General features: G+C 71.9%; 25 protein-coding genes and 1 riboswitch. Of the genes, 9 read left to right on the forward strand and 16 right to left on the reverse strand.

The features are described from left to right. Positions 1 to 193: 193 nt before the first annotated feature. The 3 genes from ACGFML_RS00215 to ACGFML_RS00225 form a co-directional block, all read right to left on the reverse strand. Positions 194 to 1,438 (reverse strand): GNAT family N-acetyltransferase, encoded by a 1,245-nt coding sequence (locus ACGFML_RS00215; RefSeq protein WP_393538335.1) that lies wholly within the window; start codon positions 1,436 to 1,438, stop codon positions 194 to 196. Between the two features lie 94 nt (positions 1,439 to 1,532). Further along, positions 1,533 to 2,519 (reverse strand): asparaginase, encoded by a 987-nt coding sequence (locus ACGFML_RS00220; RefSeq protein WP_393538336.1) that lies wholly within the window; start codon positions 2,517 to 2,519, stop codon positions 1,533 to 1,535. Positions 2,520 to 2,571: 52 nt separating this feature from the next. Next, complete coding sequence (locus tag ACGFML_RS00225; RefSeq protein ID WP_393538338.1) at positions 2,572 to 3,303, reverse strand: ABC transporter substrate-binding protein; 732 nt, start codon at positions 3,301 to 3,303, stop codon at positions 2,572 to 2,574. Positions 3,304 to 3,478: 175 nt separating this feature from the next. Here ACGFML_RS00225 and dtd point away from each other — a divergent pair, with 175 nt between their 5' ends. Continuing rightward, positions 3,479 to 3,904 carry a D-aminoacyl-tRNA deacylase gene (gene dtd / locus ACGFML_RS00230; RefSeq protein WP_393538340.1) on the forward strand — a complete coding sequence of 142 codons (426 nt, stop codon included), beginning with the start codon at positions 3,479 to 3,481 and terminating at the stop codon, positions 3,902 to 3,904. Between the two features lie 56 nt (positions 3,905 to 3,960). On the opposite strand, the gene ACGFML_RS00235 is transcribed toward dtd, so the two are convergent. The 6 genes from ACGFML_RS00235 to ACGFML_RS00260 form a co-directional block, all read right to left on the reverse strand. After that, positions 3,961 to 4,926, reverse strand: a complete 966-nt coding sequence (locus ACGFML_RS00235) for a YgfZ/GcvT domain-containing protein (RefSeq protein ID WP_393538342.1) — start codon at positions 4,924 to 4,926, stop codon at positions 3,961 to 3,963. Between the two features lie 101 nt (positions 4,927 to 5,027). Further along, entirely contained in the window at positions 5,028 to 5,465 is a 438-nt protein-coding gene (locus ACGFML_RS00240; protein WP_393538344.1) for a Fur family transcriptional regulator, read from the reverse strand. A 42-nt stretch (positions 5,466 to 5,507) separates the two neighbouring features. Next, positions 5,508 to 6,524, reverse strand: coding sequence for an ABC transporter substrate-binding protein (locus ACGFML_RS00245; protein ID WP_393538346.1), 1,017 nt, complete (start codon positions 6,522 to 6,524; stop codon positions 5,508 to 5,510). Positions 6,525 to 6,538: 14 nt separating this feature from the next. Continuing rightward, the gene (locus tag ACGFML_RS00250; protein WP_393538348.1) at positions 6,539 to 7,324 is read right to left on the reverse strand and encodes an ABC transporter ATP-binding protein; all 786 of its coding nucleotides are present in this window, start codon (positions 7,322 to 7,324) and stop codon (positions 6,539 to 6,541) included. Beyond that, on the reverse strand, positions 7,324 to 8,367 hold the full coding sequence (locus ACGFML_RS00255; RefSeq protein ID WP_393538350.1) for a FecCD family ABC transporter permease: 1,044 nt from the start codon (positions 8,365 to 8,367) through the stop codon (positions 7,324 to 7,326). Before ACGFML_RS00255 ends, ACGFML_RS00250 begins: the two co-directional genes overlap by 1 nt. Before the next feature lie 121 nt (positions 8,368 to 8,488). Further along, a riboswitch (cobalamin riboswitch) is annotated at positions 8,489 to 8,561 on the reverse strand. Positions 8,562 to 8,591: 30 nt separating this feature from the next. After that, entirely contained in the window at positions 8,592 to 9,179 is a 588-nt protein-coding gene (locus ACGFML_RS00260; protein ID WP_393538352.1) for an FABP family protein, read from the reverse strand. A gap of 297 nt (positions 9,180 to 9,476) precedes the next feature. Between ACGFML_RS00260 and ACGFML_RS00265 the strand changes: the two genes are divergently transcribed. Then, positions 9,477 to 9,842: a DsrE family protein gene (locus tag ACGFML_RS00265; protein ID WP_393538354.1), complete on the forward strand. Its 366-nt coding sequence runs from the start codon at positions 9,477 to 9,479 to the stop codon at positions 9,840 to 9,842. Between the two features lie 18 nt (positions 9,843 to 9,860). Here the strand turns inward: ACGFML_RS00265 and ACGFML_RS00270 are convergent, their stop codons facing one another. From ACGFML_RS00270 to ACGFML_RS00300, 7 genes are all read right to left on the reverse strand, one after another. Then, a complete protein-coding gene (locus ACGFML_RS00270; protein ID WP_393538356.1) occupies positions 9,861 to 10,151 on the reverse strand; it encodes a DUF3099 domain-containing protein in 291 nt (96 codons plus the stop codon). Positions 10,152 to 10,273: 122 nt separating this feature from the next. Next, entirely contained in the window at positions 10,274 to 10,561 is a 288-nt protein-coding gene (locus tag ACGFML_RS00275; RefSeq protein WP_393538358.1) for a DUF1416 domain-containing protein, read from the reverse strand. A 41-nt stretch (positions 10,562 to 10,602) separates the two neighbouring features. Beyond that, the gene (locus tag ACGFML_RS00280) at positions 10,603 to 11,448 is read right to left on the reverse strand and encodes a sulfurtransferase (protein ID WP_393538360.1); all 846 of its coding nucleotides are present in this window, start codon (positions 11,446 to 11,448) and stop codon (positions 10,603 to 10,605) included. 181 nt (positions 11,449 to 11,629) lie between these two features. Next, a complete protein-coding gene (locus ACGFML_RS00285) occupies positions 11,630 to 11,737 on the reverse strand; it encodes a putative leader peptide (RefSeq protein WP_393538362.1) in 108 nt (35 codons plus the stop codon). A gap of 249 nt (positions 11,738 to 11,986) precedes the next feature. Then, positions 11,987 to 12,685: a DUF2993 domain-containing protein gene (locus ACGFML_RS00290; RefSeq protein WP_393538364.1), complete on the reverse strand. Its 699-nt coding sequence runs from the start codon at positions 12,683 to 12,685 to the stop codon at positions 11,987 to 11,989. 157 nt (positions 12,686 to 12,842) lie between these two features. Next, positions 12,843 to 13,919, reverse strand: a complete 1,077-nt coding sequence (locus ACGFML_RS00295) for a hypothetical protein (protein ID WP_393538366.1) — start codon at positions 13,917 to 13,919, stop codon at positions 12,843 to 12,845. A gap of 10 nt (positions 13,920 to 13,929) precedes the next feature. Then, the gene (locus ACGFML_RS00300; RefSeq protein WP_393540311.1) at positions 13,930 to 14,175 is read right to left on the reverse strand and encodes a MoaD/ThiS family protein; all 246 of its coding nucleotides are present in this window, start codon (positions 14,173 to 14,175) and stop codon (positions 13,930 to 13,932) included. Between the two features lie 273 nt (positions 14,176 to 14,448). On the opposite strand from ACGFML_RS00300, the gene ACGFML_RS00305 reads away from it, so the two are divergent. From ACGFML_RS00305 to ACGFML_RS00335, 7 genes are all read left to right on the forward strand, one after another. Next, positions 14,449 to 16,182, forward strand: a complete 1,734-nt coding sequence (locus ACGFML_RS00305; RefSeq protein WP_393538368.1) for an ABC transporter ATP-binding protein — start codon at positions 14,449 to 14,451, stop codon at positions 16,180 to 16,182. A gap of 86 nt (positions 16,183 to 16,268) precedes the next feature. After that, entirely contained in the window at positions 16,269 to 18,191 is a 1,923-nt protein-coding gene (locus tag ACGFML_RS00310; RefSeq protein ID WP_393540313.1) for an ABC transporter ATP-binding protein, read from the forward strand. An 825-nt stretch (positions 18,192 to 19,016) separates the two neighbouring features. Next, complete coding sequence (locus tag ACGFML_RS00315; protein WP_393538370.1) at positions 19,017 to 19,838, forward strand: response regulator transcription factor; 822 nt, start codon at positions 19,017 to 19,019, stop codon at positions 19,836 to 19,838. A 24-nt stretch (positions 19,839 to 19,862) separates the two neighbouring features. After that, the gene (locus ACGFML_RS00320; RefSeq protein WP_393538372.1) at positions 19,863 to 20,888 is read left to right on the forward strand and encodes a LacI family DNA-binding transcriptional regulator; all 1,026 of its coding nucleotides are present in this window, start codon (positions 19,863 to 19,865) and stop codon (positions 20,886 to 20,888) included. A gap of 124 nt (positions 20,889 to 21,012) precedes the next feature. After that, entirely contained in the window at positions 21,013 to 22,050 is a 1,038-nt protein-coding gene (locus tag ACGFML_RS00325) for a S1C family serine protease (RefSeq protein ID WP_393538375.1), read from the forward strand. Positions 22,051 to 22,204: 154 nt separating this feature from the next. Then, complete coding sequence (locus ACGFML_RS00330; RefSeq protein WP_393538377.1) at positions 22,205 to 22,942, forward strand: response regulator transcription factor; 738 nt, start codon at positions 22,205 to 22,207, stop codon at positions 22,940 to 22,942. Further along, entirely contained in the window at positions 22,939 to 24,357 is a 1,419-nt protein-coding gene (locus ACGFML_RS00335; protein ID WP_393538379.1) for a sensor histidine kinase, read from the forward strand. Before ACGFML_RS00330 ends, ACGFML_RS00335 begins: the two co-directional genes overlap by 4 nt. Positions 24,358 to 24,360 lie beyond the last annotated feature (3 nt).

The following is a 24,360-nucleotide window of genomic DNA, read 5'->3' on the forward strand; positions in this document are numbered from 1 at the left end:
GTGAGTGGTGCACCGGCGCGTCTCCGCACTCGTGCACTGTGTGGTCTGTCCTCGCCACCATATGCAGGCCAGGGGCCGCGGGGCAGTGGTCACGGCCGCGACCCGGGGCGATCCCGCCGCGGCAGGACCCGGAGCGCCGATGCCCGGAGCGCCGATGCCCGGAGCATCGATGCGCCGCGCCCCGCGCCGTCGGTCAGAACATGTCCGGGCACCACGGCCGCCGCGCCGTGTGCAGCAGCGCGTCGGCGGTGGCGAGCGCACCCGGCCGCTCCTCGCGGACCCGGCCGAGCGCCGCCCGCCGGGAGGCGGCCTCGTCGCCCAGATACAGCGAGCCCAACTCGGCCACGTCCAGGGTGAGGTCCGCGGAGCGGGTGGTACTCGTGCAGGTGGCGCCGGTCGGCGTCGCCTCCAGCAGGAAGCGGCCGCCGGCCAGCCCCGCGCGGTCCTCGACCTCCATGACGAGAGAGCCGGACACCGGGTACGTACGGGCCCGGAGAAGGCGGGGAACGTCCAGCGGACGCAGCCACAGGTAGTCGGAGTGCTCGTCGACGGCCGCCGCCCGCGGATCGCCCAGGAAGTGCGGCAGCAGGTCGTCGGGCGCGCGGCGTCCGGTGTGGACGTGCCGCACCCAGTCGATGGAGCACAGAAACTGCCACAGGGCCCGTTCGGCGGCGGGCGAGGTCGCGATCAGGCGCTGGACGTGCGCGGTGTTCTCCGGCCGGTTGGCCTCCCAGTGCGCCTCGTACGTGTACGTGGCCAGGCCCTCGATCTCGCCGGACGGGGAGCGGTAGACGGCGTGGTGCCGGTTCGCCGTCCCCGGCTCGATGCTCAGGTCGATCTCCCCGGTGGCCCGCTGCCACCACACTTCACCACGGGAGACCGCGCCGGGCACCAGGGCGCGGAACCGGTCGTGGAGGCCGGGGCCGAACTCCCGGACCTCCGCCGGGGAGGCGAGATCGATCCGGCCCTCGCTCTCCGGGAGGGCGAGCCGGGGATCGAGCAGCGCCCGGGCGGTGTCGATGCGCCAGGTCGTCGCCCACGTCGCGGGGCCGTAGCCGAACCGCCCGTAGATCGGGTACTCGGCGGCGATCAGGCTGGAGACGGCATCGCCGCGCTCCTTGGCGGCCCGCAGGTCCTTCGCCATGATCCGGCTCAGCAGGCCGCGGCGGCGGTGGGTGGGCGCCACCGTCACGGCGGAGACGGCATCGGAGGGGACGGTGGCGCCGCCCACCACCGTGAGCTCCTGCGCGAAACTGCGGAACGTCGCCACACAGCGGCCGCCGTCATAGGCGCCCCACGTCCGGTCGGGGTCGTGGTCCGCCCTCCGGTACGCGACGTCCGCTTCGGTGGCCACGGGCGGTTGCAGAAACGCGGTCGCCACGGCCACGACCCAGCCGTGGATGTCGTCGTCGCCGACCGTACGGATCTCGAGGCTCATGACGGCACGGTAGTCACGCGGCGCCGGAAACGGCGCGCCCTTTTCCCCAACTCCCGTGCCGCCGACGTCAGTCGGGGCCGCAGCGCCCGCGTCGTCAGAACACCGCCCGGATCTCCCCCACCCGCGCGGCGCCGCCCAGCAGCGGAACGTCCTCGATCCGCGCCAGCACCGGGTCGTCGATGCCCATCCGGCGCAGGACACGGGCCAGGATCGGGCCCAGGGTACGGGTCGCACCATCGTCGATCTTGAAGGCCAGCGCCCGCCCATCGGGCAGGGCGAGCGCCTGGACGGCCTCGGCGCCCATCTTGGACAGGGTGCCCGGCAGCGCCCGCATCAGCCAGGTGTCGGGGCGGCGGGTGCCGGCGACGTACTCGGGGTGAGCGCGCATCGCGTCCGCGACCCGGCGCTCGGGGGTGCCGGGCGCGGCGCCCACGAAGTACCGGAAGGCGCGGGCCAGGCCGGTCAGCGACAGGGACATCAGGGGCGCGCCGCAGCCGTCCGTGCCGATATGGGCGACGTCCTCGCCGCTCGCCTCCTGTACGCCCGTCAGGATCAGCTGCTGGAGCGGGTGCTCCGGGTCCAGGTAGGAGTCCAGCGACCAGCCGTTCAGGGCGCTGGCGGCCAGCATCGCGGTGTGCTTGCCGGAGCAGTTCATCGTGAGCGGGTCGCGGACCAGGCCCGACGCGAGGTAGATCTCCGCCTCCGCCGGGTCCAGCGGCAGATCGGGCGGCGTCTGCAGCTGCTCGGCGGTCAGGCCGTACTCGGCGAGCATGGTGCGCACGAGATCGAGATGGAAGGGCTCACCGGAGTGGCTCGCGGCGGTCAGCGCCAGCCGCTCGCCCGCCAGATCCAGGCCGGCCCGCAGCACGGCCGCGGCCTGCATCGGCTTGTTCGTCGACCGGGGGAAGACCGGGGCGGCGACATCGCCGAGCGACCACTCCACGCTGCCGTCGGCGGCCAGCACCACCAGCGAACCGCGGTGGCGGCCCTCGACGAAGCCGGAGCGGACGACCTCGGCAAGGACGGGGGACGCGGGAGCTTGCGGGGACGGCGTCGCGACTATCGGGGTGGGCGAGGTCATCGGCGGCCTTCCGGAGGAGTGGACCCGCGCCCCCGGGGGCTTGTGGCCCCGGTCAGGACAGCAGGTCGTCGACTTGCGCTTCTCCTTCACGGTACCTGCGGGCAATCTCCCCACTGCAATCGTCCGCCGTCCGCTGCAGCGACTGACGGCGCCGCGAGATCTGCCGCTCGAAGCGGATCAGCCGGGCCATCGCCGTGTGCAGCTCCTCGTCCGTCCGCGCCCCGAGGTCGGACAGCTCCACCTCGCCGAGCACCTCCTCGGCCAGCTGACGGTTCTCCTCGCTGTGCGGCGTGCCCAGCGTCACATGCCGGGCCGACGAGCGGTGCCGCGAGGGGACGTCCGTCAGGATCTCCGGGAGGCGGTCCAGCAGCGGTGAATGCGACGCGGTCCGGCGGGCGATCTCGGCCCGCAGAATGTCGATCCGGCCCTGCAGCAGCCGCCGCAGATAGCTCAGGTCGGCCTCCTCCTGCTGCGAGTCCCGCCGCACCACCCGCAGCTCGGGCAGGCTCAGACCGGACAGATCCGGCGGGGCGACGGGGCGGAAGCGGTCGCGCTGCTGCGGCGGGCGGGGGTGCTGCGCCTGGCCTGCCTGGGGCATGGGGCCATCCTCGGTGCGGGCGGGCTCGACGCGAGCCGTCGCCGTGGTCGTCAGGGCGGTGGGCGGCGTCAGAGGGGTGGGTTTCTCCGGGGTCGTCTGGATCGTACGGCCGGCCGGCGGTGCGGCCGGGGTCGTACGGGCGGCTGGTACGGGACCGGGTGTCTGCCCGGAGCCGGCAGTGGTCATGAAGCGTTCCGTCCCCTCATCCGGTGGGGCGTCCAGGGCATGTTGTCCATGTAACGCACCACGTGCACGCATCGTGCCACTCTGGGCGGTCCGTGTGCAGGGCAAGGGCACCCGAACGGCCCCAGCGGGGGTACGGCCGTCCGAACGCCGAAGGGCGCGGGGCATGATGGCGCGTATGCGAGCTGTGGTGCAGAGGGTGAACGGCGCACGCGTCGAGGTGGCGGGCGAGACGGTCGGCGAGATCGTCGGAGAAGGGCTGTGCGTGCTGGTCGGGGTCACGCACGAGGACACCCGGGAGAAGGCGGCACAGCTCGCCCGCAAGCTGTGGTCGGTGCGGATCCTGCAGGACGAGAAGTCCTGTTCGGACAACGGGGCGCCGCTCCTGGTGATCAGCCAGTTCACTCTCTACGGTGACGCCCGCAAGGGCCGCCGCCCCACCTGGAACGCGGCTGCCCCGGGCCCGGTCGCCGAGCCCCTCGTCGACGAGGTCGTCGCGCAACTGCGGGCGCTGGGCGCCCGGGTGGAGACCGGGCGCTTCGGCGCGGACATGAAGGTGTCGCTGACGAACGACGGGCCGTTCACGGTGCTGGTCGAGGTCTGACCCCGGCCGGGCACCGGACCCCGCTCCCCGATCCGACCTGATCCGAACGACAGGCCCTACGGCGCGACCACGACCTCCTGCGCCGCGGCCGTCCCCCCGGCCATCAGCTCCGCGTCCACCGGGACGTTCCGCTTGACCAGGGCCAGGGCGATCGGACCGAGTTCGTGATGCCGGGCGGAGGTGGTGACGAAGCCGAGCTGGCGGCCCTCCTCGCCGTCCGAGGCCAGGCGTACGGGGGTGCCGTGCGGGGGGAGGTGGACCTCGCTGCCGTCCAGGTGGAGGAAGACCAAACGGCGCGGCGGCTTGCCCAGGTTGTGGACGCGGGCGACGGTCTCCTGGCCGCGGTAGCAGCCCTTCTGCAGGTGGACGGCGGAGCCGATCCAGCCCAGCTCGTGCGGGATGGTGCGGTGGTCGGTCTCCCGGCCCAGGCGCGGGCGGTGCGCCTCGACGCGCAGTGCCTCCAGCGCCAGGATGCCGATCGCCGGGCCGTGCGCGGCGGCGAAGGACTCCAGCTCGGCGCGGGGCAGGAAGAGATCCCGGCCCTGCGGGGTCTCGCGCACCACGGCGCTCTCGGGCACCTCGGAGATGGAGCCGGCCGGGAGGTGCACGACGGCGATCTCCTCGGTGCGGTCGGTGACCTCCACGCGGTAGAAGAACTTCATGCTCTCCAGGTAGGCGATCAGCGCCTCCTGGGTGCCCGGCTCGGTGTGCAGCCACGTCGTCGTGCCGTCGTCCACCAGCGAGACGGCGTGCTCGATGTGGCCGTGCGCGGAGAGGATCAGCGCCTCGGTGGCCTGGCCGGGCGGCAGCTCGCTGACGTGCTGGGTGAGCAGCAGGTGCAGCCAGCTGAGCCGCTCGGCGCCGGTGACGGTGACCACACCGCGGTGCGAGAGGTCCACGAAGCCGGAGCCGTCGGCGAGGGCGCGTTGCTCCCGGAAGAGATCGCCGTAATGCGCGGCGACGCCTTCGTCGGGGGCCTCGGCGGGGACGGCACCGGGCAGCGACAGCAGAGGGCTCTTCATGGCACCAGCCTACGGCGGTCCCAGGGCCCGTCGTTCGGATCGGGTCGGATCAGATGTGTGAGACAGACCCCGCGAGCCCGACCTGATCCGCACGGCAGGCCCTAACCCCGTTTCCGCGTGGCCTTCTCCGTGCACGCCGCACACCGCCCGAAGATCGCGAAGTGCTTCATATCCGTCTCGAAGCCGAACTGACGCCGCAGTTGGGTGGTGAAGGGCTCGGCCACCGAGAGGTCCGCCTCGATCACGTCCGTGCAGTCCCGGCACACCAGATGGATGTGGTGGTGGCGGTCGGCGAGGTGGTACGTCGGCGAGCCGTGCCCGAGGTGCGCGTGGCTGACCAGGCCGAGTTCCTCCAGCAGCTCCAGCGTCCGGTAGACCGTGGAGATGTTCACGCTGCCCGCCGTCTTGCGGACCTCGGTGAGGATGTCGTCGGGGGTGGCGTGCTCCAGCCTGTCCACGGCCTCCAGGACGAGCTGGCGCTGTGGGGTCAGGCGGTATCCGCGCCTGCGGAGGTCGCTCTGCCAGTCGGTGGTCACCACACAGCCAGTGTAGGAGGACCGGCGCGGCCTGTCCGCGCCGTATCAGCCACCGGTCCGTACGCCGCGCAGATAGCGGGCCAGGTCGCTGATCGCGGCGGGGTTGCGGGGGCTCTCGACGAGTTCCGCGTAGTCCATGACGTAGATCCGGTCGTGCTTGATCGCGGAGACGCCGGCGAGCGGCGCGTAGGACTTGAGGAAGGCCCTTTTGCGGGCCGCCGAAGTGCTGCCGTAGTTGTTGATGACGATGACATCGGGGTTGCGGGCGACCACCGTCTCCCAGCCGACGGTCGTCCAGGAGTCCTTGAGGTCCTTCATGACGTGGTCGCCGCCGGCCTTGGTGATGATGTCGTGCGGCCCGGCGTACTTTCCCGAGGTCATCGGCTTGTCGCGGCCGTCGTCGTAGAGGAAGACGGAGGGGCGGCGGGAGGGGGCGGGGGCCTTGGCGGCGGCCTCGGCGACCTGCTTCTTGTACTTCTTCACCAGGGCGTCGGCGCGGCCCTCGACGCCGAAGAGCTTCCCGAGGTTCTCCAGGTCGGTGTAGAGCGCCTCGAGAGGTGGCATCACGCCGCGGGCGTCGTCGCCCCGGCCGTGGTGGCAGGACTCGGTCAGGACGTAACTGCCGATGCCGACCTTCCTGAGGGAGGCCGGGGTGAGGCCGTTGTCCTCGCCGAAGCCGTAGTTCCAGCCCGCGAAGACCAGATCGGCCCTGGCGTCCAGGGTCATCTCCTTGGTGAGGGCCTTCTTGGAGAGCCAGGGGACCTTGTCGTACGCGGCCTTCCACGGAACGGCGTCGAGGCTGCCCTTGTCGTCGGGCATCGCGTAGCCGGCCATCCGGTTCTCCAGCCCCAGCGCGAACATGATCTCGGTGATGCCGACGTCGTTGGTGACGACGCGGCGCGGCGGCCGCGGGTAGGTGACGGGGCTGCCGCAGTTGTCCAGGGTGACCGGGCCGTGGCCCGAGGCGCGGTCGGCGGCCTCCTTGCCGTCGGTGGCCACCTGCGCGCCGCAGCCGGTGAGCGCGAGGGCGAGGACGGTGAGCAGGGTGGCGGGACGGCGCATGGTCGGGGCGCTCCTCATGAGGCGGGCGGGGACGGGGACAGGCGGTCGAACAGCAGCTGGGGCGCCCCCGTTTCGGGGTGCCGTACGCGGTGGGCGCGGACACCGAAGACCTCGGCCAGCAGCTCGGCGGTGAGGACGTCGTACGGCGGTCCCGAGGCGACGATCCGGCCGTGGGCGATGACATGGAGCTCGTCGCAGTGCACGGCGGCCAGATTGAGGTCGTGCAGCGCGGTCAGCACGGTCAGCCGGCTGTCGCGGACCAGCGCCAGCACCTCCAACTGCTGTGCGATGTCGAGGTGGTTGGTGGGTTCGTCGAGGACGAGCACCCGCGGCTCCTGGGACAGCGCGCGGGCGATCAGCACCCGCTGCTTCTCGCCGCCGGAGAGGCTGAGGAAGCCGCGGTCGGCCAGATGGTCCGCGCCCACCCGGGACAGCGCGCGCCCGCACACCTCGGTGTCGGCGGCGCTCGCCCGGCCCGAGCCGCGCTGATGCGGCAGCCGCCCCATCGCCACGACCTCGGCCACCGTGAAGTCGAACTCCGTGCTCGCCTCCTGCGGCAGCGCGGCCAGCAGCCGGGCGCCCGCGCGCGCGTCCATGGCGTGCAGGTCGTCGCCGTCCAGTCGGACGGTCCCGGCGGTCGGCCGCAGCGCACGGTAGACGCAGCGCAGCAGGGTGGACTTCCCGCTGCCGTTCGGGCCGACGAGCCCGACCAGCCGCCCGCTGCCCGCCTGCAGCGCGATGTCGTGGACCAGTCGCCGCCCGGCCACGTCCACGGACAGGTCCGCGATGTCGATCCGCATCAGGCGCCGCCTCCGAAGGTGTAGCCGCGCCGCCGCATCAGCAGCACGAAACAGGGCACGCCGATGACGGCGGTGAGCACGCCGACCGGCAGTTCCACGGGGGCCAGCAGCACCCGCGACAGCAGATCCACCCACACCAGCAGCACCGCGCCCAGCAGCGGCGCGACGGCCAGCACCCGGCGGTGGTCGGCGCCCACCAGCATCCGCGTCACATGGGGCACCATCAGCCCGACGAAGCCGATCGCGCCGCTGACCGCGACCACCGCCCCGGTGACCCCGGCGGCGACGACGAAGAGCTCGCGGCGCAGCCGCCGGGCGTCCACGCCGAGGGCGGCGGCGGTCCCGTCGCCCATGGCCAGCGCGTTCAGCCGGCCGGCCGACAGCAGGAGGTGGACCAGCGCGGCGGCCACCACCGCCGCGGCGATCGGCACCGAGCCCCAGCCGACCCCGCTCAGGCTGCCCAGCAGCCACATCATCGCCGAGCGGGCCGCCTCGCCGCGGTCGGCGGTGAACACCATCAGCGTGGTGATCGCGGAGAAGCCGTAGTACATCGCGGTGCCGGTCAGCACGAGCCGCAGCGGGGTGAGGCCGTAGGAGGTACGGGCCGCCGCGTAGACCAGGGCCATGGCTATCAGCGCCGAGACGAAAGCCGACACCGACAGCGCCCAGACGCCCAGCGCGCCGAGCACCCCGAACAGGAGGACGGCATTGGCGCCGACGGCCGCGCCGGAGGAGATGCCGAGGACGAAGGGGTCGGCCAGGGCGTTGCGGACCAGGGCCTGGACGGCGACACCGATCGCCGAGAGGCCGGCACCGACGACGGCCGCCAGTACGGCCCGCGGGAGGCGCAGCTCCCAGACGATGGTGTACGCGGGGACCTCGTCGGGCGCGATGGTGCCGCCGGTCAGCCCCGCGCCCAGATAGCGCAGCACCTGCGCCCAGCCCACCCCGGCGGCGCCGAGGCCGACGCCGCACAGGAGGGAGCCGGCGAGGACGGCGCAGAGCACGGCCACCAGGGGCCTGGTACGGGCGGGGCTGGCCAAGAGGGCGCACGCCTTCGGCTCGGGCCGCGTCGTGACGGTGAGGAGCGGCGGCCCGGAGCGTGCGGCAGCGGCGGCGTCCCCTCGCAGTCCACGGCGAGTTGTCAGGATCGGGCGCCGCCGCGGGCGATCGGGCTCACGGAAGGGGCTTCCGTCTACCGTTGCGGGTCAGCGCCGGACTCTCACCGGACTTCCCCCGCGGGGCGCGTCATGCTGTGGGGTGCTGGTCAGCCGTTGTACGGCGTGCCGTCGGGGTTGAAGAAGGACACCCCGTCGGGCATGTCGTCGGGCAGGCTCTCGGCCCACTCCTGCAGGTCGGCGACCTTCTTCAGGTGTGCCGACATGTACGGGCGCAGCGGCACGTCGGGGGTGGCCTTCTCGCCGACCCACATCAGGTCGCTGTTGACGTAGCCGTAGAGCCGCTTTCCGCCGCTGTACGGGCCGGCCTCGGCGGTGCGCGCGACCGCGTCGGTGGCCAGGTCGATCTGCGGCTTCTGGTCGGCCAGCTCGCCGTACCAGACCTCCGCCACGCCCTGGTCGCGGATCATCACGATCTCGACCTTGCGGTCCTTGTCGATGCGCCAGTAGCCGCTCTCGGTCTCCAGCGGGCGCACCTTCTTGCCCTCGCCGTCGAGCACCCAGCTGTGCGAGGTGTATTCGAGGAAGTCACGGCCGTCGTGGCGGAAGGTGACCTCCTGCCCGAAGTTGCACTTCTCGGTGCCCGGGAAGTCGGCGACGCCGGCGCCCTCCCAGTTGCCGAGGAGGAAGGCGAGCGGCACCAGGGCCGGATTCAGGTCGGACGGGATCTCGATCATGAGAGCTCAGACGATCTCTAGGGAGGGGTGGGAGCGCCAGGGACGCGCGGAGCGGTCCTTGGCGGTGTGGTGGTCGACGGTCAGCGCTGGCCCTGGTACAGCTTCTTCCAGGTCAGGCCGGCGAAGGCGAGCACGCCGACGACGACCAGCACGAGCAGAGTGGTGAAGAAAGCCTCAAGCACGAGCGCGCTCCTTGGGCGGAGTGTGGTGTAACGGACCGCCTGCGAGTCTAGTCGCCGCCTGTGGCGGCGGCGCTGTGAGGTCCTCCGCTGTGGGCCGGCGGCCTACTCTTGCCGTATGGCGAAGAAGCTCGTGATCAAGGTGACGGCGGGTGCGGACGCGCCCGAGCGGTGTTCGCAGGCGTTCACGGTGGCGGCGGTGGCGGTGGCCAGCGGCGTGGAGGTGTCGCTGTGGCTGACCGGGGAATCGACGTGGTTCGCGCTGCCGGGCCGGGCGGCCGAGTTCGAGCTGCCGCACGCGGCGCCCCTGCCGGAGCTGATCGACGGCATCCTCGCGGGCGGCGGGGCGATCACGGTGTGCACCCAGTGCGCGGCCCGCCGCGGCATCGAGCAGAAGGACCTCATCGACAAGGCGGGCATCGCCGGCGCCCAGGTCTTCGTCAGCGAGATCATGCCGGAGGGCGTGCAGGCGCTGGTGTACTGACCCGGCCGGGCCGGCGGCCTACTGCCGGTGCTGTTCGTCGTCGCGGTCGTCGAGCTCGCGCCACCAGCGGTCGGACTCCGGGTCGCCGGATTCGTCCCACCAGCGTTCGCCGGGCTCGCGGCGGTTGCCGATGATCGCCGCCACGGGCGGGATGACCATGGCGACGACGCACATCGCCACCGCGGCCGGCACGGACCACAGGCGCACCACACTCCACGCCAGGACGAACAGCACCAGGCATACGCCCATCAGGACGAAGTACCTGCGATGCCGGCGACGCGGCGCCGGCAGCCGACGGTGCGTGTACATGACTCCACGGTAAATCCGCGGGTGACCGGAGAGAAGTCGGGCGGGCAGCGCGAAGGGCCGCACCCCCACAAGGTGTCCAAACCCCGGGGTGCGGCCCTTCGGCCCTACGGAAGTCGGCGCCGTCAGACGGCGATGGCGACCTCCGCCAGGCCGCCCTGCTGGGCGACGACGGTGCGGTCGGCGCTGCCGCCCGGGACGAGCGCACGCAGCGTCCAGGTGCCCTCCGCCGCGTAGAAACGGAACTGCCCGGTCGCCGAGGTGGGGACCTCGGCGGTGAACTCGCCGGTGCTGTCCAGGAGGCGGACGTAACCGGTGACGGGCTGGCCGTCGCGGGTCACGCTGCCCTGGATGGTGGTCTCACCGGGCTTGATGGTCGAGGCGTCGGGGCCGCCGGCCTGTGCTCCACACATAGGGGTACTTCCTTGAGGGGTCGAGGGAGAAGCGTGCTTGCTTACTTGCCGGCGCCGAGCTCGATCGGCACGCCGACCAGCGAGCCGTACTCGGTCCAGGAGCCGTCGTAGTTCTTGACGTTGGCCTGGCCGAGCAGCTCGTGCAGCACGAACCAGGTGAGCGCGGAGCGCTCACCGATGCGGCAGTAGGCGACGGTGTCCTTGGAGAGGTCGACGGACTCGGCCTCGTAGAGGGCCTTGAGCTCGTCGTCCGACTTGAAGGTGCCGTCGTCGTTGGCGTTCTTCGACCACGGGATGTTGCGGGCGCTGGGCACGTGGCCGGGGCGCTGCGACTGCTCCTGCGGCAGGTGCGCGGGGGCGAGCAGCTTGCCGCTGAACTCGTCGGGGGAGCGCACGTCGACCAGGTTGAGGTTGTCGATCGCGGCGACGACGTCGTCACGGAAGGCGCGGATGGAGGTGTCCTGGGCCTTCGCCTTGTACTCGGTGGCCGGGCGCTGGGGGACCTGCGCACCGTCGACCAGGTCGCGGGAGTCCAGCTCCCACTTCTTGCGGCCGCCGTCGAGCAGTTTGACGCTCTGGTGGCCGTACAGCTTGAAGTACCAGTACGCGTAGGACGCGAACCAGTTGTTGTTGCCGCCGTAGAGCACGACGAGGTCGTCGTTGGCGATGCCCTTGGCCGACAGCAGCTTCTCGAAGCCCGCCTGGTCGACGAAGTCGCGGCGCACCGGGTCCTGGAGGTCCTGCTTCCAGTCGATGCGGACCGCGTTCTTGATGTGGTTCTTGTCGTAGGCCGAGGTGTCCTCGTCGACCTCGACGATCACGACCTTCGGGTCCTCGAGGTGGTTCTCGACCCAGTCGGCGTCTACGAGGACGTCGCTACGGCTCATGTTCTTCTCCTCCGGGGCAGTTGCGGGGGCAATGGCAGAGTTGCACGCGGGTGCGCCGTCCACGCGTTACGGCACCTGCGCAGACGGGGGTCTGCGCGAGGGGGTGATGCGCGCGGCGCTGCGCGGGACCTGCGGGGACGGCCCGAGTGGCCGGGCCGGGAGACGGGGCGCGGAGGGCCCGTCAGGCAGGGCGACAGAGCATGGCGGCGACGCGGCACAGGTCGACTGCCCGCCGCTTCGTCAGTACCGCCTGCCTCCGTGGACGGAGACCGCTCAATGCGCTCTGCATGGCACCGATCGTAGGGACGGACGACCCGGCATGTCACCGGTGTGTCGAATGCCGAGACGTGATTGTCCGCGATGTGGGATACGACGGCCCGAAGGGGCGGTGCGAAAAGGTGTGCGACGCCGGGTCCGCGGGTGGGGGTCTGTGGTGCGGACGACGACGTCTCAGTGGATGGACATGGGGCGGGGCGGCCGAGCGGACCGGTGGGGCGGTCCGCCCTGGGAGCCCGGCCGTGGGGCCCGACCGGCCGGATCAGCCGGGAAGCTTGACGTCCGTTCCGGAGGCGGAGACGGAGATGCCGTGCGCCGTCGTCGTCACCTTGTCCAGCTGGAGATTGCCGGGCAGCTGGGTCAGCTTCCACTCGTGGTCCGTCTGCGCCCGCACGGTCGACTGGCAGCTCGGGATGGCCCGGCACATCGCCGGGATCTCGTCGGCGCGCAGCTTGACGGTGTTGCCGCTGACGGTGAGCGAGCCGGTCACCGTCAGGGAGTTGAGGAGCGGGACGTTCGGCGAGATCTTGACCTGGCTGCGGCCGTTCTTCTCACCGCCGTAGCTGATCTTGACGTCGCCGCCGGCCGCCTTGGTCAGGTCCGCGTAGGAGATCGCGGCCTTACCGGTGGCCGAGGCGGCGCTCTGGATGGAGGTGTAGTCGCTGCCCAGCGTGACGTCGTGGAACTGCGCGCTCAGCTTGCTCACCCGCAGCGTGCGACCCTCGGCGCTGGCCGACATCCCGCCGAGCTCGGCGTCCACCTCGGTCAGACTGCGGCCCGCGATCTGGGTCAGGAACGGGAACCCCTTGATCGAGACCTCCGGGGACTTGTCCAGCCCCTGGCTGCTGCGGATCTTGTCCGCTGCCATGCTTTCGGCGTAACTGACCGCGACGCGGTCGCCGATCACAAACAGCACGCCAAGTATGACGACGATGAACAGCAGCACTCGCAGTGCACGCATCGAACCACTACCCCCACACAAGGGCCGGACGCCCGGCCGTGTCATCGGTGCAATCGGCGCAGGCCCCCGGCCTGCGCTCCGGGGAGCCTAGACGAGGACACGCGGCGACTGTGCCCGAAGGCCACCGGGAGGCGTGATCTCCCCGGTGGCGTCCGGCTCACCCCAGGGTGCGGCCGAGGACGTACACGGCGGGCGCGGCGAGCGCGAGCGGCAGGGCCACCCCGGCCGTCATGTGCACGAACCGCGACGGGTAGTCGTAGCTGGCCACCCGCAGGCCGATCAGCGCGCAGCCGCCGGCCGCCAGGCCCAGCAGGGCGCCGGACGCGCCGTAGCCGGTGAGCTGGCCGGCCCCGATGCCGGCGCCGGCGCCGGCCAGAAGGGCGACGGCCACCGAGGCGACCGAGGGCAGCGGCAGTGCCCGCGCGAGCGTCGCCACCGCGACCGCGGCGGCGCCGACCGTGACGGCGTGCGGGGCGGCGGCCAGGTGACCGGCGGCGAGCACCGCGAGCGCACTCGAGGCGAGGCCGGCGGTCAGCGCGTACATCCGCTCGTCCGCGCTGCTGCGGTTGCGGAGCTGGAGGACGAGGACGAGGAGGCACCACACGCCCAGCGTGCCGATGCCCACCAGGGGCGCGTCCGCGCGGTCGGTGGCCAGCAGCGCCACATCGGTGGTCAGCCCGGCCAGGAACGCCAGCGCGATGCCCTGACGGGCGGGCCACATGCCGTTCAGCCGGAACCAGCCGGCCGCCGTGACCGCCTGCAGCACCGCCACCGGCACGAAGAGTGCCGGGCGGGCCAGCGGCGCGGTCAGCGCGAGCAGCACGGCGAGTACGGCGGTCAGCACGGCGGGCTGCATGCCGGGCGCGATGATCGGCGACCGGCCCTCGGCGCGGGCGCGCTGGTTGGGGGCCAGGTGCGCGGTGGACGCGGGCGCGGGCGGGGCGTCGGAGCGGGTCACCGGCTGCGGGTGCTGTCGGGCGCCCGGCTCCTGGGACGCGACACCGGCCTGGTGGTGCTGGGTGGGGAGGGGGGCGGTCCCGGCGGGCGGCGGGGTGCCGTACGGGTCGGCGGGTCCGTAGCCGTACGGCTGCTGGACCGAGGGGTCGTACTGCTGGTGCGCGGCGTGGTCGTACGGCTGCGGGGCCTGCTGCGGCGCCTGCTGGTGGCCGTACGGGGGGCCGTACGGGTCCTGCGGCTGGTACCCGGGGTACTGCTGAGGCTGGTTGTCGCTCATGTTCGTGTGCTCACCCTCCGGCGAACGGGGGCAGGACCTCCACGGTGCCGCCCTGGGCCAGCGGCACCGCCGCGTGGTCGCGGGTGCCGACCGGGTCGCCGTCCACCAGGAAGGAGCAGCGCAGCAGGACCCGCGAGAACTCGGGGTTCGTGGCGTGCGTGGCGCGCGCCGCGTCCAGCGCTTCGGCGAGCGTCGCCGCCGCGTAGGGCTCCTCGGCCGTGCCGGCGGCGGCTTTGGCCGCGGCCCAGTAGCGCACGGTGCCAGTTGTTGTCACGGCGGCCTCTTCAGGGTTCGGTTCGTCGAGCCGGTCGTCATCGTTGTCGCCACCATGATGCCTTCTTTCGAGAGGACCACCGGCTCCGGCCGGCGCGGAACCGGGCCCGAGGCGGATCGGCGAAGCGGCGGAGTCCGCTGCGCTGTCGGTGGCGGTCGGGCCCCTCTCGGCCAAGCGCCCGGCGGCGGTTCGCGGGGCGGCCCCTGAAGCCGGATATTCGGTTGCCGAAGGCTATTTTTCGCCTAGGCTCAGTCCGTGTTGGTCCGACTAGCGCGGGCGCATCTGCGGCCCCACAGGCGCTCGATATCCCTGATCGTGCTGCTCCAGCTGATCCAGACGCTGGCAAACCTCTACCTCCCCACCCTCAACGCCGACATCATCGACAACGGTGTCGTGAAGGGGGACACGGGCTACATCCTCGGCCTGGGCGCCGTCATGATCGCGGTGACGGTGCTGCAGATCGTGTGCGCCATCGGCGCGGTCTACTTCGGCGCCCGTACGGCCATGGCCCTGGGCCGCGACATCCGCGCCGCCGTCTTCGACCGGGTGCAGTCCTTCTCCGCCCGCGAGGTGGGCACGTTCGGCGCGCCGTCGCTGATCACCCGCACCACCAACGACGTGCAGCAGGTCCAGATGCTGGTGCTGATGACGTTCACGATGATGGTGTCGGCGCCGATCATGTGCGTCGGCGGCGTGGTCATGGCGCTGAACCAGGACGTGACGCTGTCCGGCACGCTCCTGGTCATCGTCCCGGTCCTCGGGATCCTCGTCTCGCTCATCGTGCGCCGGATGCGCCCGCTCTTCCGCGGTGTGCAGGAGCGCATCGACACCGTCAACCGCGTACTGCGCGAGCAGATCACGGGCATCCGCGTCATCCGCGCCTTCGTCCGCGACCGGTACGAGCGCGAGCGGTTCGCCCGCGCCAACACCGGCCTCTACGACGTCTCGCTGCGCGCCGGGCGGCTGATGTCGATGATGTTCCCGCTGGTCATGCTGATAGTGAACCTCTCCAGCGTGGCCGTCGTCTGGTTCGGCGGGCTGCGCATCGACAGCGGCGACATGCAGATCGGCGCGCTGACGGCCTTCCTCAGCTATCTGATGTACATCCTGATGTCGATCATGATGGCGACGTTCATGGTGATGATGCTGCCGCGCGCCGAGGTCTGTGCCGAGCGCATCCAGGAGGTGCTGGGCACCGACTCCAGCGTCACCCCGCCCCGGAACCCGGTCACCACGCTGCTCCGCCGGGGCGAACTGGAACTCCGCAACGTCGAGTTCCGCTTCCCGGGGGCCGAGGAGCCGGTTCTCAAGGACATCTCGCTGACCGCCCGCCCCGGGCAGACCACCGCCGTCATCGGCTCGACCGGCGCCGGCAAGTCCACCCTCCTCGGGCTCGTCCCCCGGCTGTTCGACGCCACCGGCGGCACGGTCCTGGTGGACGGCGAGGACGTCCGCACCCTCGACGAGGAGACCCTGGCCGAGGCCATCGGCCTGGTCCCCCAGAAGCCGTACCTCTTCTCCGGCACGGTCGCCACCAACCTCCGCTACGGCAATCCGGCCGCCACCGACGACGAACTGTGGCACGCCCTCGACATCGCCCAGGCACGCGAGTTCGTCGAGCGGATGGAGGGCGGCCTGGACGCCCCCGTCGCGCAGGGCGGCTCCAATGTCTCCGGCGGGCAGCGGCAGCGGCTGGCCATCGCGCGGGCCCTGGTGCGCAAGCCCGAGATCTACCTCTTCGACGACTCCTTCTCCGCCCTCGACTACGCGACCGACGCGGCGTTGCGGGCGGCGCTCTCCCGCGAGACCGACCGGGCGACGGTGGTGATCGTCGCGCAGCGGGTCTCGACGATCCGGGGCGCCGACCGGATCGTCGTCCTGGACGAGGGCCGGGTGGTGGGCTCCGGCACCCACGCCGAGCTGATGGCCGGCAATGAAACCTACCGGGAGATCGTGCTCTCCCAGCTCACCGAGCAGGAGGCGGCGTGACCACCGCGGACAGAAAGGCGGACGCCCCGGAGGCGGGGCAGGCGCCCCGACGCGGGCCCGCCCCGATGGCCGGGCCCGGCCGGATGATGGGCGGCCAGCCCACCGAGAAGTCGATGGACTTCAAGGGCTCGGGCAAGCGGCTGCTGGGCCAGATGCGGCCCGAGCGCGGTGTCATCGGTGTGGGGCTGCTGCTCGGCCTGCTGAGCGTGGCGCTGACCGTGACCGCCCCCAAGATCCTCGGCCACGCCACCGACCTGATCGTGGCGGGCATCGTCGGCCGCCGGCTGCCCGAGGGCATCACCAGGGCCCAGGCCGCCGCCCAGCTGCGCGCCCACGGCCAGGGCGGGCTCGCCGACATGCTCGACACCATGCCGGTCGTCCCCGGCCACGGCATCGACTTCGGCGCGGTGGGCACGGTCCTGCTCTGGACCACGCTGATCTATGCGGGAGCCTCGGCCTTCGGCTTCGTCCAGGCCCGGATCGCCACCCGCGTCGTGCAGCGGGCCGTCTTCCGGATGCGCGAGCAGGTCGAGGAGAAGCTCGCCCGGCTGCCGCTGAGCTACTTCGACAAGCAGCAGCGCGGCGAGGTGCTCTCCCGGGCGACCAACGACATCGACAACATCCAGCAGACGCTGCAGCAGACCCTCAGCCAGATCGTGACGTCGCTGCTGACCATCGTCGGCGTCCTCGCGATGATGTTCTGGATCTCGCCGCTGCTGGCCCTGGTCGCCCTGCTCACCGTTCCGGTCTCCGTCCTGGTGGCCACCAAGGTCGGCAAGCGCGCCCAGCCGCAGTTCGTCCAGCAGTGGAAGACGACCGGCAGGCTCAACGCGCACATCGAGGAGATGTACACCGGCCACTCCCTGGTCAAGGTCTTCGGCCGGCAGAAGGAGTCCGCCGCGCTCTTCCGGGAGCAGAACGACGCGCTCTACGCCGCGGGGTTCAAGGCCCAGTTCATATCCGGCATCATCCAGCCCGCGATGATGTTCATCGGCAACCTGAACTACGTCCTGGTGGCCGTCGTCGGCGGCCTGCGGGTCGCCTCCGGCGCCCTGTCCATCGGCGATGTGCAGGCCTTCATCCAGTACTCCCGCCAGTTCAGCCAGCCGCTGACCCAGGTGGCGTCCATGGCCAACCTCGTCCAGTCCGGTGTGGCCTCCGCCGAGCGGGTCTTCGAACTCCTCGACGCCCGGGAGCAGGAGCCGGACGCCCACCCGCCGGCCGACGCCGCCGCCGCCACCGAAGGCTCCGGGCACGTCACCGGCCGGGTCGCCTTCGAGAACGTCTCGTTCCGCTACGACGAGGGCAAGCCGCTCATCGAGGACCTGTCGCTGAGCGTCCACCCGGGCCAGACCGTGGCGATCGTCGGCCCGACCGGCGCCGGCAAGACCACCCTGGTCAACCTCCTGATGCGGTTCTACGAAGTGCGCGGCGGCCGGATCACCCTGGACGGCGCCGACATCGCCGGGATGTCCCGCGAGGAGCTGCGCGCCCACATCGGCATGGTGCTCCAGGACACCTGGCTCTTCGGCGGCACCATCGCCGAGAACATCGCCTACGGCGCCCCCGAGGGCACCTCCCCCGACAAGGTCGTCGAGGCCGCCCGGGCCACCCACGTCGACCGCTTCGTCCGTACCCTGCCCGAGGGCTACGACACGGTGATCGACGACGAGGGCGGCAATGTCTCCGTCGGCGAGAAGCAGCTGATCACCATCGCCCGCGCGTTCCTCGCCGAACCGGCCATCCTCGTCCTGGACGAGGCCACCAGCTCGGTCGACACCCGCACCGAGGTCCTCATCCAGCAGGCCATGGCCCAGCTGCGCGCCGGCCGTACCAGCTTTGTCATCGCCCACCGACTGTCGACGATCCGGGACGCGGATCTGATCCTCGTCATGGAGGCGGGCTCGATCGTCGAGCAGGGCACCCATGAATCGCTGTTGGCCGCCGAGGGGGCCTATGCGCGGCTCTACGCGGCGCAGTTCGCGGAGGCGGTGGCGGAGCCGGAGTGAGGCGCCGCGGGGCGAGCGGCAGCGCTCCGGCCGAGGCGTTCAGCAGGATGGCCCCGCCGTGCGCATCCGTGCGCCCCGCGTGCTCCCCCCGGTCCTGAGGGGCCGCACCGCGCAGGACGAACGACCCGCCCATGGCGCACCCGACCGTGGCGACCCGGCGGTACCCCGGGACGCGGGTCCACCGGACGGCGGCGTCGAGGGCCGGCGCCTCGCGTGCACCTCGCGGCCGCCGAGGGGGGCGCGGCCGCGGGTGCCGCCGGCCCGCGGGACGAGGACGTGATCACGTCCACATGCTGGGAAGACACGACGGCGGCGCGGCGGCTCGCGGGGCGTTTCCGGGCACCGGTGAACCCGTGGGCGAGGACGCCGGAGGAGGGTTCGCGGAACGCCGCGGCGGCTTCCGAAATCCCCCTGGAACGGGCCGGATGCGGGATGCGGGCGGCCTCGGTCGGCAGGCCGTCATCCGTCAACGATGCCGCGCGATGACCACTCGAAGTGATCGACGGAACACAAGAACGTGCAAAATCCGCCTCGGGTCCGGAAGCCAGGTGAGCTATTCTGCTGGGCAAGAAGGATCCGGGCAGCGTAGCCCCCGGGTCCTTTTGTGCTTTCACACACGTGAAGCGGGCATGCGAAGCGTGAGTGAGAGCACCGTACGAAGCAGTGCCGCAGACTCCCCCGGCCCCGGCCGGGTGGTGCCCCCGTCGCAGGGACCGAGGAGGAACCAGACGTCATGGGCAAGCGAAGCAAGCCGGACAGTGAGCCGCACAGGACGCACCACGCGGACCGTACCGAACGCGCCGTGAACCGGGCAGGTGGTCGGAAGTGAGTTCGCTTCTGCTGCTGACCAACGCACTCCAGCCGTCGACGGAGGTGCTCCCGGCGCTCGGCCTGCTGCTGCACAGCGTGCGGGTGGCCCCCGCCGAGGGCCCGGCCCTGATCGACACCCCCGGGGCCGACGTCATACTGATCGACGGCCGCCGTGATCTCCCCCATGTGCGGTCCCTGTGCCAGCTGCTGCGGTCCACCGGACCCGGCTGCCCGCTGGTACTGGTGGTGACGGAGGGCGGCCTGGCCGCCGTCACCGCCGACTGGGGCATCGACGACGTCCTGCTGGACACGGCGGGCCCCGCCGAGGTGGAGGCACGCCTGCGACTGGCGATGGGCCGCCAGCAGATCACCAGCGACGACGGTCCGACGGAGATCCGCAACGGTGATCTCTCGGTGGACGAGGCGACGTACAGCGCGAAGCTCAAGGGCCGGATACTGGATCTGACCTTCAAGGAGTTCGAGCTGCTGAAGTACCTGGCGCAGCACCCGGGCCGGGTCTTCACCCGCGCCCAGCTCCTCCAGGAGGTGTGGGGCTACGACTACTTCGGCGGTACTCGGACGGTCGATGTGCACGTACGGCGGCTGCGCGCGAAGCTCGGCCCCGAGCACGAGTCGCTGATCGGGACGGTCCGCAACGTCGGCTACCGCTTCGTGACCCCGGAGAAGTCGGAGCGGGCGGCCGACGCGCAGGCGAAGGCCCAGGCCAAGGCCGAGGCGAACGAAGTGGCGGCCAAGGAGCAGGCTCAGGGCGAAGGCGCGGCCAAGGCCGTCCCGGCCCGCGCCGAATCCGGTGCCGGACGCCCTGCCCCACGGTAGAGCGACCCGCGTAGACTGCCGCGCGTGGCCAAGGTGACGCGGGATGATGTGGCGAGGCTGGCGGGTACCTCCACCGCCGTGGTCAGTTACGTCATCAACAACGGACCAAGGCCGGTCGCCCCGGCCACGCGCGAGCGGGTACTCGCCGCGATCAAGGAGCTCGGCTACCGGCCGGACCGGGTCGCGCAGGCGATGGCGTCCCGCCGAACGGACCTCATAGGTCTGATCGTGCCGGACACCCGGCAGCCGTTCTTCGCGGAGATGGCGCACGCCGTCGAACAGGCCGCCGCCGAGCGCGGAAAGATGGTGCTGGTCGGCAACGCCAACTACCTCGACGAGCGCGAGGTGCACTATCTGCGCGCCTTCCTCGGCATGCGGGTGTCCGGGCTGATCCTGATCAGCCAGGGCCCCAGCGAGCACGCCGCCGCCGAGATCGACGCCTGGGACGCCCGGGTGGTGCTGCTGCACCGCCGGCCGGACGCCATCGACGACGTCGCGGTGATGACGGACGACATCTGGGGCGCCCAGCTGGCCACCCGGCACCTGCTGGAGCACGGCCACCCCTACGTCGCCTTCCTCGGCGGCACCGAGGAGACCCCGAAGTCCGGCGACCCGGTCACCGACCACGTCGAGGGCTGGCGGCGGGCCATGCTGGAGTCGGGCAAGACGCCCGAGGGGCGCTACTTCCAGGCGCCCTACAACCGCTATGACGCCTATCAGACCGCGCTGGGGCTGCTGGCCGGCCCGGACCGGCCGCCGGCCATCATGTGCGCCACGGACGACCAGGCGATCGGGGTGCTGCGGGCCGCCCGGGAGCTGCGGATCGATGTGCCGGGAGAGCTGGCGGTGGCGGGCTTCGACGACGTCAAGGAAGCGGGCCTGACCGATCCGCCGTTGACCACCGTCGCGTCGGACCGCCAGGCGATGGCCCGCGCGGCCGTCGACCTCGTCCTGGACGACGGGCTGCGGGTGGTCGGCTCGCGCCGCGAGCGGCTGCGGCAGTTCCCGTCGCGACTGGTGGTCCGGCGGTCCTGCGGCTGCGGGGGCTGACGCCCGCCGAAGGAAGCCCGGAGGGCTTCCTTCGGGGCTTCTTTATACCGGGCATACCCACTTCTGTCGGGTCTCTCAGGACGTTCTCAGACGTTTCTCATGGACGCACAGCACAGTCGAAGCCATGACCGACAGCTACCGCCGAAGCGGCGACGAGATGCCACAGGACCGGCCGTACGCCTACGGCGCCGACCACGGGCCGGCGGTGCCGCCGCCGCCCCCGTACGCACCGGACCCCGCTCCCCGCGCAGCGCGCCGCCGAGTGCGGGGGCCGGTCGCGCTGATCGCGGCGGTGGCGCTGGCATCGGGGCTGATAGGCGGCGGTAGCGCGGCGCTGCTGGCCGGTAGCACCCGGCAGTCCGACGCAGGCGGCACCGGCACTCCGCTGGTCAACGCCGGGCAGCGCGGCGGCAGTGGCGTCTCGGGGGTGGCCAAGGCGGTCAGCCCCGCGATAGTGGAGATCAAGGCGCGGACCGGGAGCGGGGAGTCCACCGGGTCCGGAGTGGTCATCACCGGCGGCGGCGAGATCGTCACCAACAACCATGTGGTGGCCGGTGCGCGCACGGTCGCCGTCACCTTCAGCGACGGCAGCAGGAAGACCGCCAAGGTGATGGGGACCGACCCCGACAAGGACCTGGCGCTGATCAAGGTGCAGGGCGCCAAGGGGCTGACACACGCCACGCTCGGCGACTCCGACAAGATCGCGGTCGGCGACGGCGTGGTGGCGATCGGCTCGCCGGAGGGCCTCACCGGCTCGGTGACCAGCGGCATCGTCTCCGCCCTCAACCGTGATGTCACCGTCCCCAAGGACGAGGGCCAGGGCCAGGGGCCAGGGCAGGGGCAGCAGGATCCGGGCGCCCGCGGCGGCTGGCCGTTCGAGTTCGGCGGCAACCAGTACAACGGCGACACCGGCTCGTCGAAGACCTCGTACAAGGCCATACAGACCGACGCCTCGCTCAACCCGGGCAACTCCGGCGGCGCCCTGATCAACATGCAGGGCCAGATCGTCGGCATCAACTCCGCGATGTACTCGCCGAGTTCGGCGACGAGCAGCACGGCCGGCAGCGTCGGGCTCGGCTTCGCCATCCCGATCAACACTGTCAAGGCCGACCTCGACTCGCTACGGGGCGGCGGGAGCGGGGGCGGCAACTCCGGCGTCTGACCGCCCACCCTCCCTCAGCTACCGCTGGGAGGTGCCCCACACCGCCACCACCCGGCACGAGACGTTCCGCGTCACCGCTCCTGGATCGCCGCCGCCGTGCAAGGCTTGAGCGCCTGCCGTCCGATCCGTCATCCCCTCCGAGGTATCCACGCACATGAGCCCCGCCGAGCACGGTGATCAGCCCGCCCGCATCCTGATCGTCGACGACGAGCCGGCCGTCCGCGAGGCGCTGCAGCGCTCGCTCGCCTTCGAGGGCTACGGGACGGAACAGGCGGTCGACGGTCTGGACGCGGTCGAGAAGGTCGCCGCGTACGCCCCCGAACTGATCGTGCTGGACGTCCTGATGCCGCGGATGGACGGGCTGACGGCCGCCCGCCGGCTGCGGGCGAGCGGGGTCACCGTCCCGATCCTGATGCTCACCGCGCGGGACACGGTGGGCGACCGGGTCACCGGGCTCGACGCCGGCGCCGACGACTACCTGGTCAAGCCGTTCGAGCTGGACGAGCTGCTGGCCCGGATCCGTGCACTGCTGCGCCGCAGTTCGTACGCGGCGGCCGCCGGTGTGCAGCCGGAGGAGGGCGAGACGCTGGCCTTCGCCGATCTGCGGATGGACCTGGCGACCCGCGAGGTGACCCGGGGCGCGCGTCCGGTCGAGCTGACCCGTACCGAATTCACGCTGCTGGAGATGTTCCTGGCGCACCCGCGGCAGGTCCTGACCCGCGAACAGATCCTCAAGGCCGTGTGGGGCTTCGACTTCGAGCCCACCTCCAACTCCCTCGACGTGTACGTCATGTATCTGCGCCGCAAGACGGAGGCGGGCGGCGAACCGCGGCTGGTGCACACCGTGCGCGGCGTCGGCTATGTGCTGCGGGCGGAGGGCGGCGCGGAATGACGCGCTGGTACGGCAGGCTGCCGCTGCGCTCCCGGCTGGCGATGTTGGTGGCGGTGGCCGTGGCGGTCGCGGTCGCGGCCTCGGCCGCGGCGTGCTGGCTGGTCACCCGGGACCGGCTCACCCAGCAGCTGGACGACACGCTGAGCAGCGTCAAGATGAACGACAGCTCTGTGCGGGACCTGATCACCTACTGCACCGGCCAGCCCCTTCCCGGCATCCAGCCCACTCCGTACACCGTCCGCCTGGTGTCATCGAGTGGCTATGTCTGCACCGCCCCCGACAAGGCCAAGATCCCGGTGCAGCAGGCGGATCTCCTGGTGGCCGGGCGTCGGCTGGACAACACGCTGCACACCACCCGGGCCAAGGACGGTACCGAGATGCGGGTGGCGACCGTGCCCGCTCCCGGCTCGTACACCGACTCGTCGGGCAATCCGCTCGCGATCTCCGTGGCCACCCCGATGGACCAGGTCACCCAGCCGCTCAACCAGCTCGCCCTGGTACTGCTGTTCGTCGCCGGGGCCGGGGTGCTCGGCGCCGCGAGCGCCGGACTCTGGGTCGCCCGTACGGGCCTGAAACCCGTCGACCGCCTCACCGACACCGTCGAACACGTCGCCCGCACGGAGGATCTGGCCGTCCGCATCCCGGTGGAGGGCGAGGACGAGATCGCCCGCCTTTCCCGCTCCTTCAACTCGATGACCACCGCGCTGGCCGCCTCCCGCGACCTCCAACAGCAGCTGATCGCCGACGCCGGCCATGAGCTGCGGACGCCGCTGACCTCGCTGCGTACCAACATCGATCTGCTGGTCCGCAGCGAACAGGCCGGCCGTCCGATCCCCGCCGCCGACAAGGCGGCGCTGCTGGAGTCGGTGAAGGCCCAGATGGGGGAGCTGGCGGCGCTCATCGGCGACCTCCAGGAACTCTCCCGCCCGGCGCGCGGTCACGGCGCCGTCGAGGTGGTCGCCCTGCACGACATCGTCGAATCGGCCCTGGCGCGCGCCCGGCTGCGCGGCCCGTCCCTGACCGTCACGGCGGACCTCGGCCCCTGGTACGTGCGCGCCGAGCGCGCCGGGCTGGAGCGCGCGGTGGTCAACCTCCTGGACAACGCGGTGAAGTTCAGCCCGCCCGGCGGCTCCGTCGAGGTCTCCCTGGCCGACGGCGAGCTGACCGTGCGCGACCACGGCCCCGGCATCCCCCAGGACGAACTCCCGCATGTCTTCGAGCGGTTCTGGCGCTCTCCGTCCGCGCGCAGCCTGCCCGGCAGCGGCCTGGGCCTGTCGATCGTGGCGCGTACGGCCGAGCAGGCCGGGGGTGCCGTACGGCTGCGGTCCGCGGACCTCGGCGGCACGGAGGCGGTACTGACCCTGCCCGGGGCGGCCACCCCGCCGCCGCAGTTGCCGGAGCCGCCGGCGACGTAGCCC

The organism is Streptomyces sp. NPDC048650 (assembly GCF_043199095.1).
Classification (GTDB): Bacteria; Actinomycetota; Actinomycetes; order Streptomycetales; family Streptomycetaceae; genus Streptomyces.

Excerpts from the sequence above, each read along its gene's own strand:
- ACGFML_RS00290 (WP_393538364.1), bottom strand. The coding sequence starts at position 12,685 with ATGCGTGCACTGCGAGTGCTGCTGTTCATCGTCGTCATACTTGGCGTG.
- ACGFML_RS00250 (WP_393538348.1), bottom strand. The coding sequence starts at position 7,324 with ATGCGGATCGACATCGCGGACCTGTCCGTGGACGTGGCCGGGCGGCGA.
- ACGFML_RS00220 (WP_393538336.1), bottom strand. The coding sequence starts at position 2,519 with ATGACCTCGCCCACCCCGATAGTCGCGACGCCGTCCCCGCAAGCTCCC.
- ACGFML_RS00285 (WP_393538362.1), bottom strand. The coding sequence starts at position 11,737 with ATGCAGAGCGCATTGAGCGGTCTCCGTCCACGGAGGCAGGCGGTACTG.
- ACGFML_RS00225 (WP_393538338.1), bottom strand. The coding sequence starts at position 3,303 with ATGACCACTGCCGGCTCCGGGCAGACACCCGGTCCCGTACCAGCCGCC.
- ACGFML_RS00280 (WP_393538360.1), bottom strand. The coding sequence starts at position 11,448 with ATGAGCCGTAGCGACGTCCTCGTAGACGCCGACTGGGTCGAGAACCAC.
- ACGFML_RS00215 (WP_393538335.1), bottom strand. The coding sequence starts at position 1,438 with ATGAGCCTCGAGATCCGTACGGTCGGCGACGACGACATCCACGGCTGG.
- ACGFML_RS00295 (WP_393538366.1), bottom strand. The coding sequence starts at position 13,919 with ATGAGCGACAACCAGCCTCAGCAGTACCCCGGGTACCAGCCGCAGGAC.
- ACGFML_RS00335 (WP_393538379.1), top strand. The coding sequence starts at position 22,939 with ATGACGCGCTGGTACGGCAGGCTGCCGCTGCGCTCCCGGCTGGCGATG.
- ACGFML_RS00275 (WP_393538358.1), bottom strand. The coding sequence starts at position 10,561 with ATGTGTGGAGCACAGGCCGGCGGCCCCGACGCCTCGACCATCAAGCCC.
- ACGFML_RS00245 (WP_393538346.1), bottom strand. The coding sequence starts at position 6,524 with ATGCGCCGTCCCGCCACCCTGCTCACCGTCCTCGCCCTCGCGCTCACC.
- ACGFML_RS00265 (WP_393538354.1), top strand. The coding sequence starts at position 9,477 with ATGGCGAAGAAGCTCGTGATCAAGGTGACGGCGGGTGCGGACGCGCCC.
- ACGFML_RS00330 (WP_393538377.1), top strand. The coding sequence starts at position 22,205 with ATGAGCCCCGCCGAGCACGGTGATCAGCCCGCCCGCATCCTGATCGTC.
- ACGFML_RS00260 (WP_393538352.1), bottom strand. The coding sequence starts at position 9,179 with ATGATCGAGATCCCGTCCGACCTGAATCCGGCCCTGGTGCCGCTCGCC.
- ACGFML_RS00325 (WP_393538375.1), top strand. The coding sequence starts at position 21,013 with ATGACCGACAGCTACCGCCGAAGCGGCGACGAGATGCCACAGGACCGG.
- dtd (WP_393538340.1), top strand. The coding sequence starts at position 3,479 with ATGCGAGCTGTGGTGCAGAGGGTGAACGGCGCACGCGTCGAGGTGGCG.
- ACGFML_RS00235 (WP_393538342.1), bottom strand. The coding sequence starts at position 4,926 with ATGAAGAGCCCTCTGCTGTCGCTGCCCGGTGCCGTCCCCGCCGAGGCC.
- ACGFML_RS00310 (WP_393540313.1), top strand. The coding sequence starts at position 16,269 with ATGGGCGGCCAGCCCACCGAGAAGTCGATGGACTTCAAGGGCTCGGGC.
- ACGFML_RS00270 (WP_393538356.1), bottom strand. The coding sequence starts at position 10,151 with ATGTACACGCACCGTCGGCTGCCGGCGCCGCGTCGCCGGCATCGCAGG.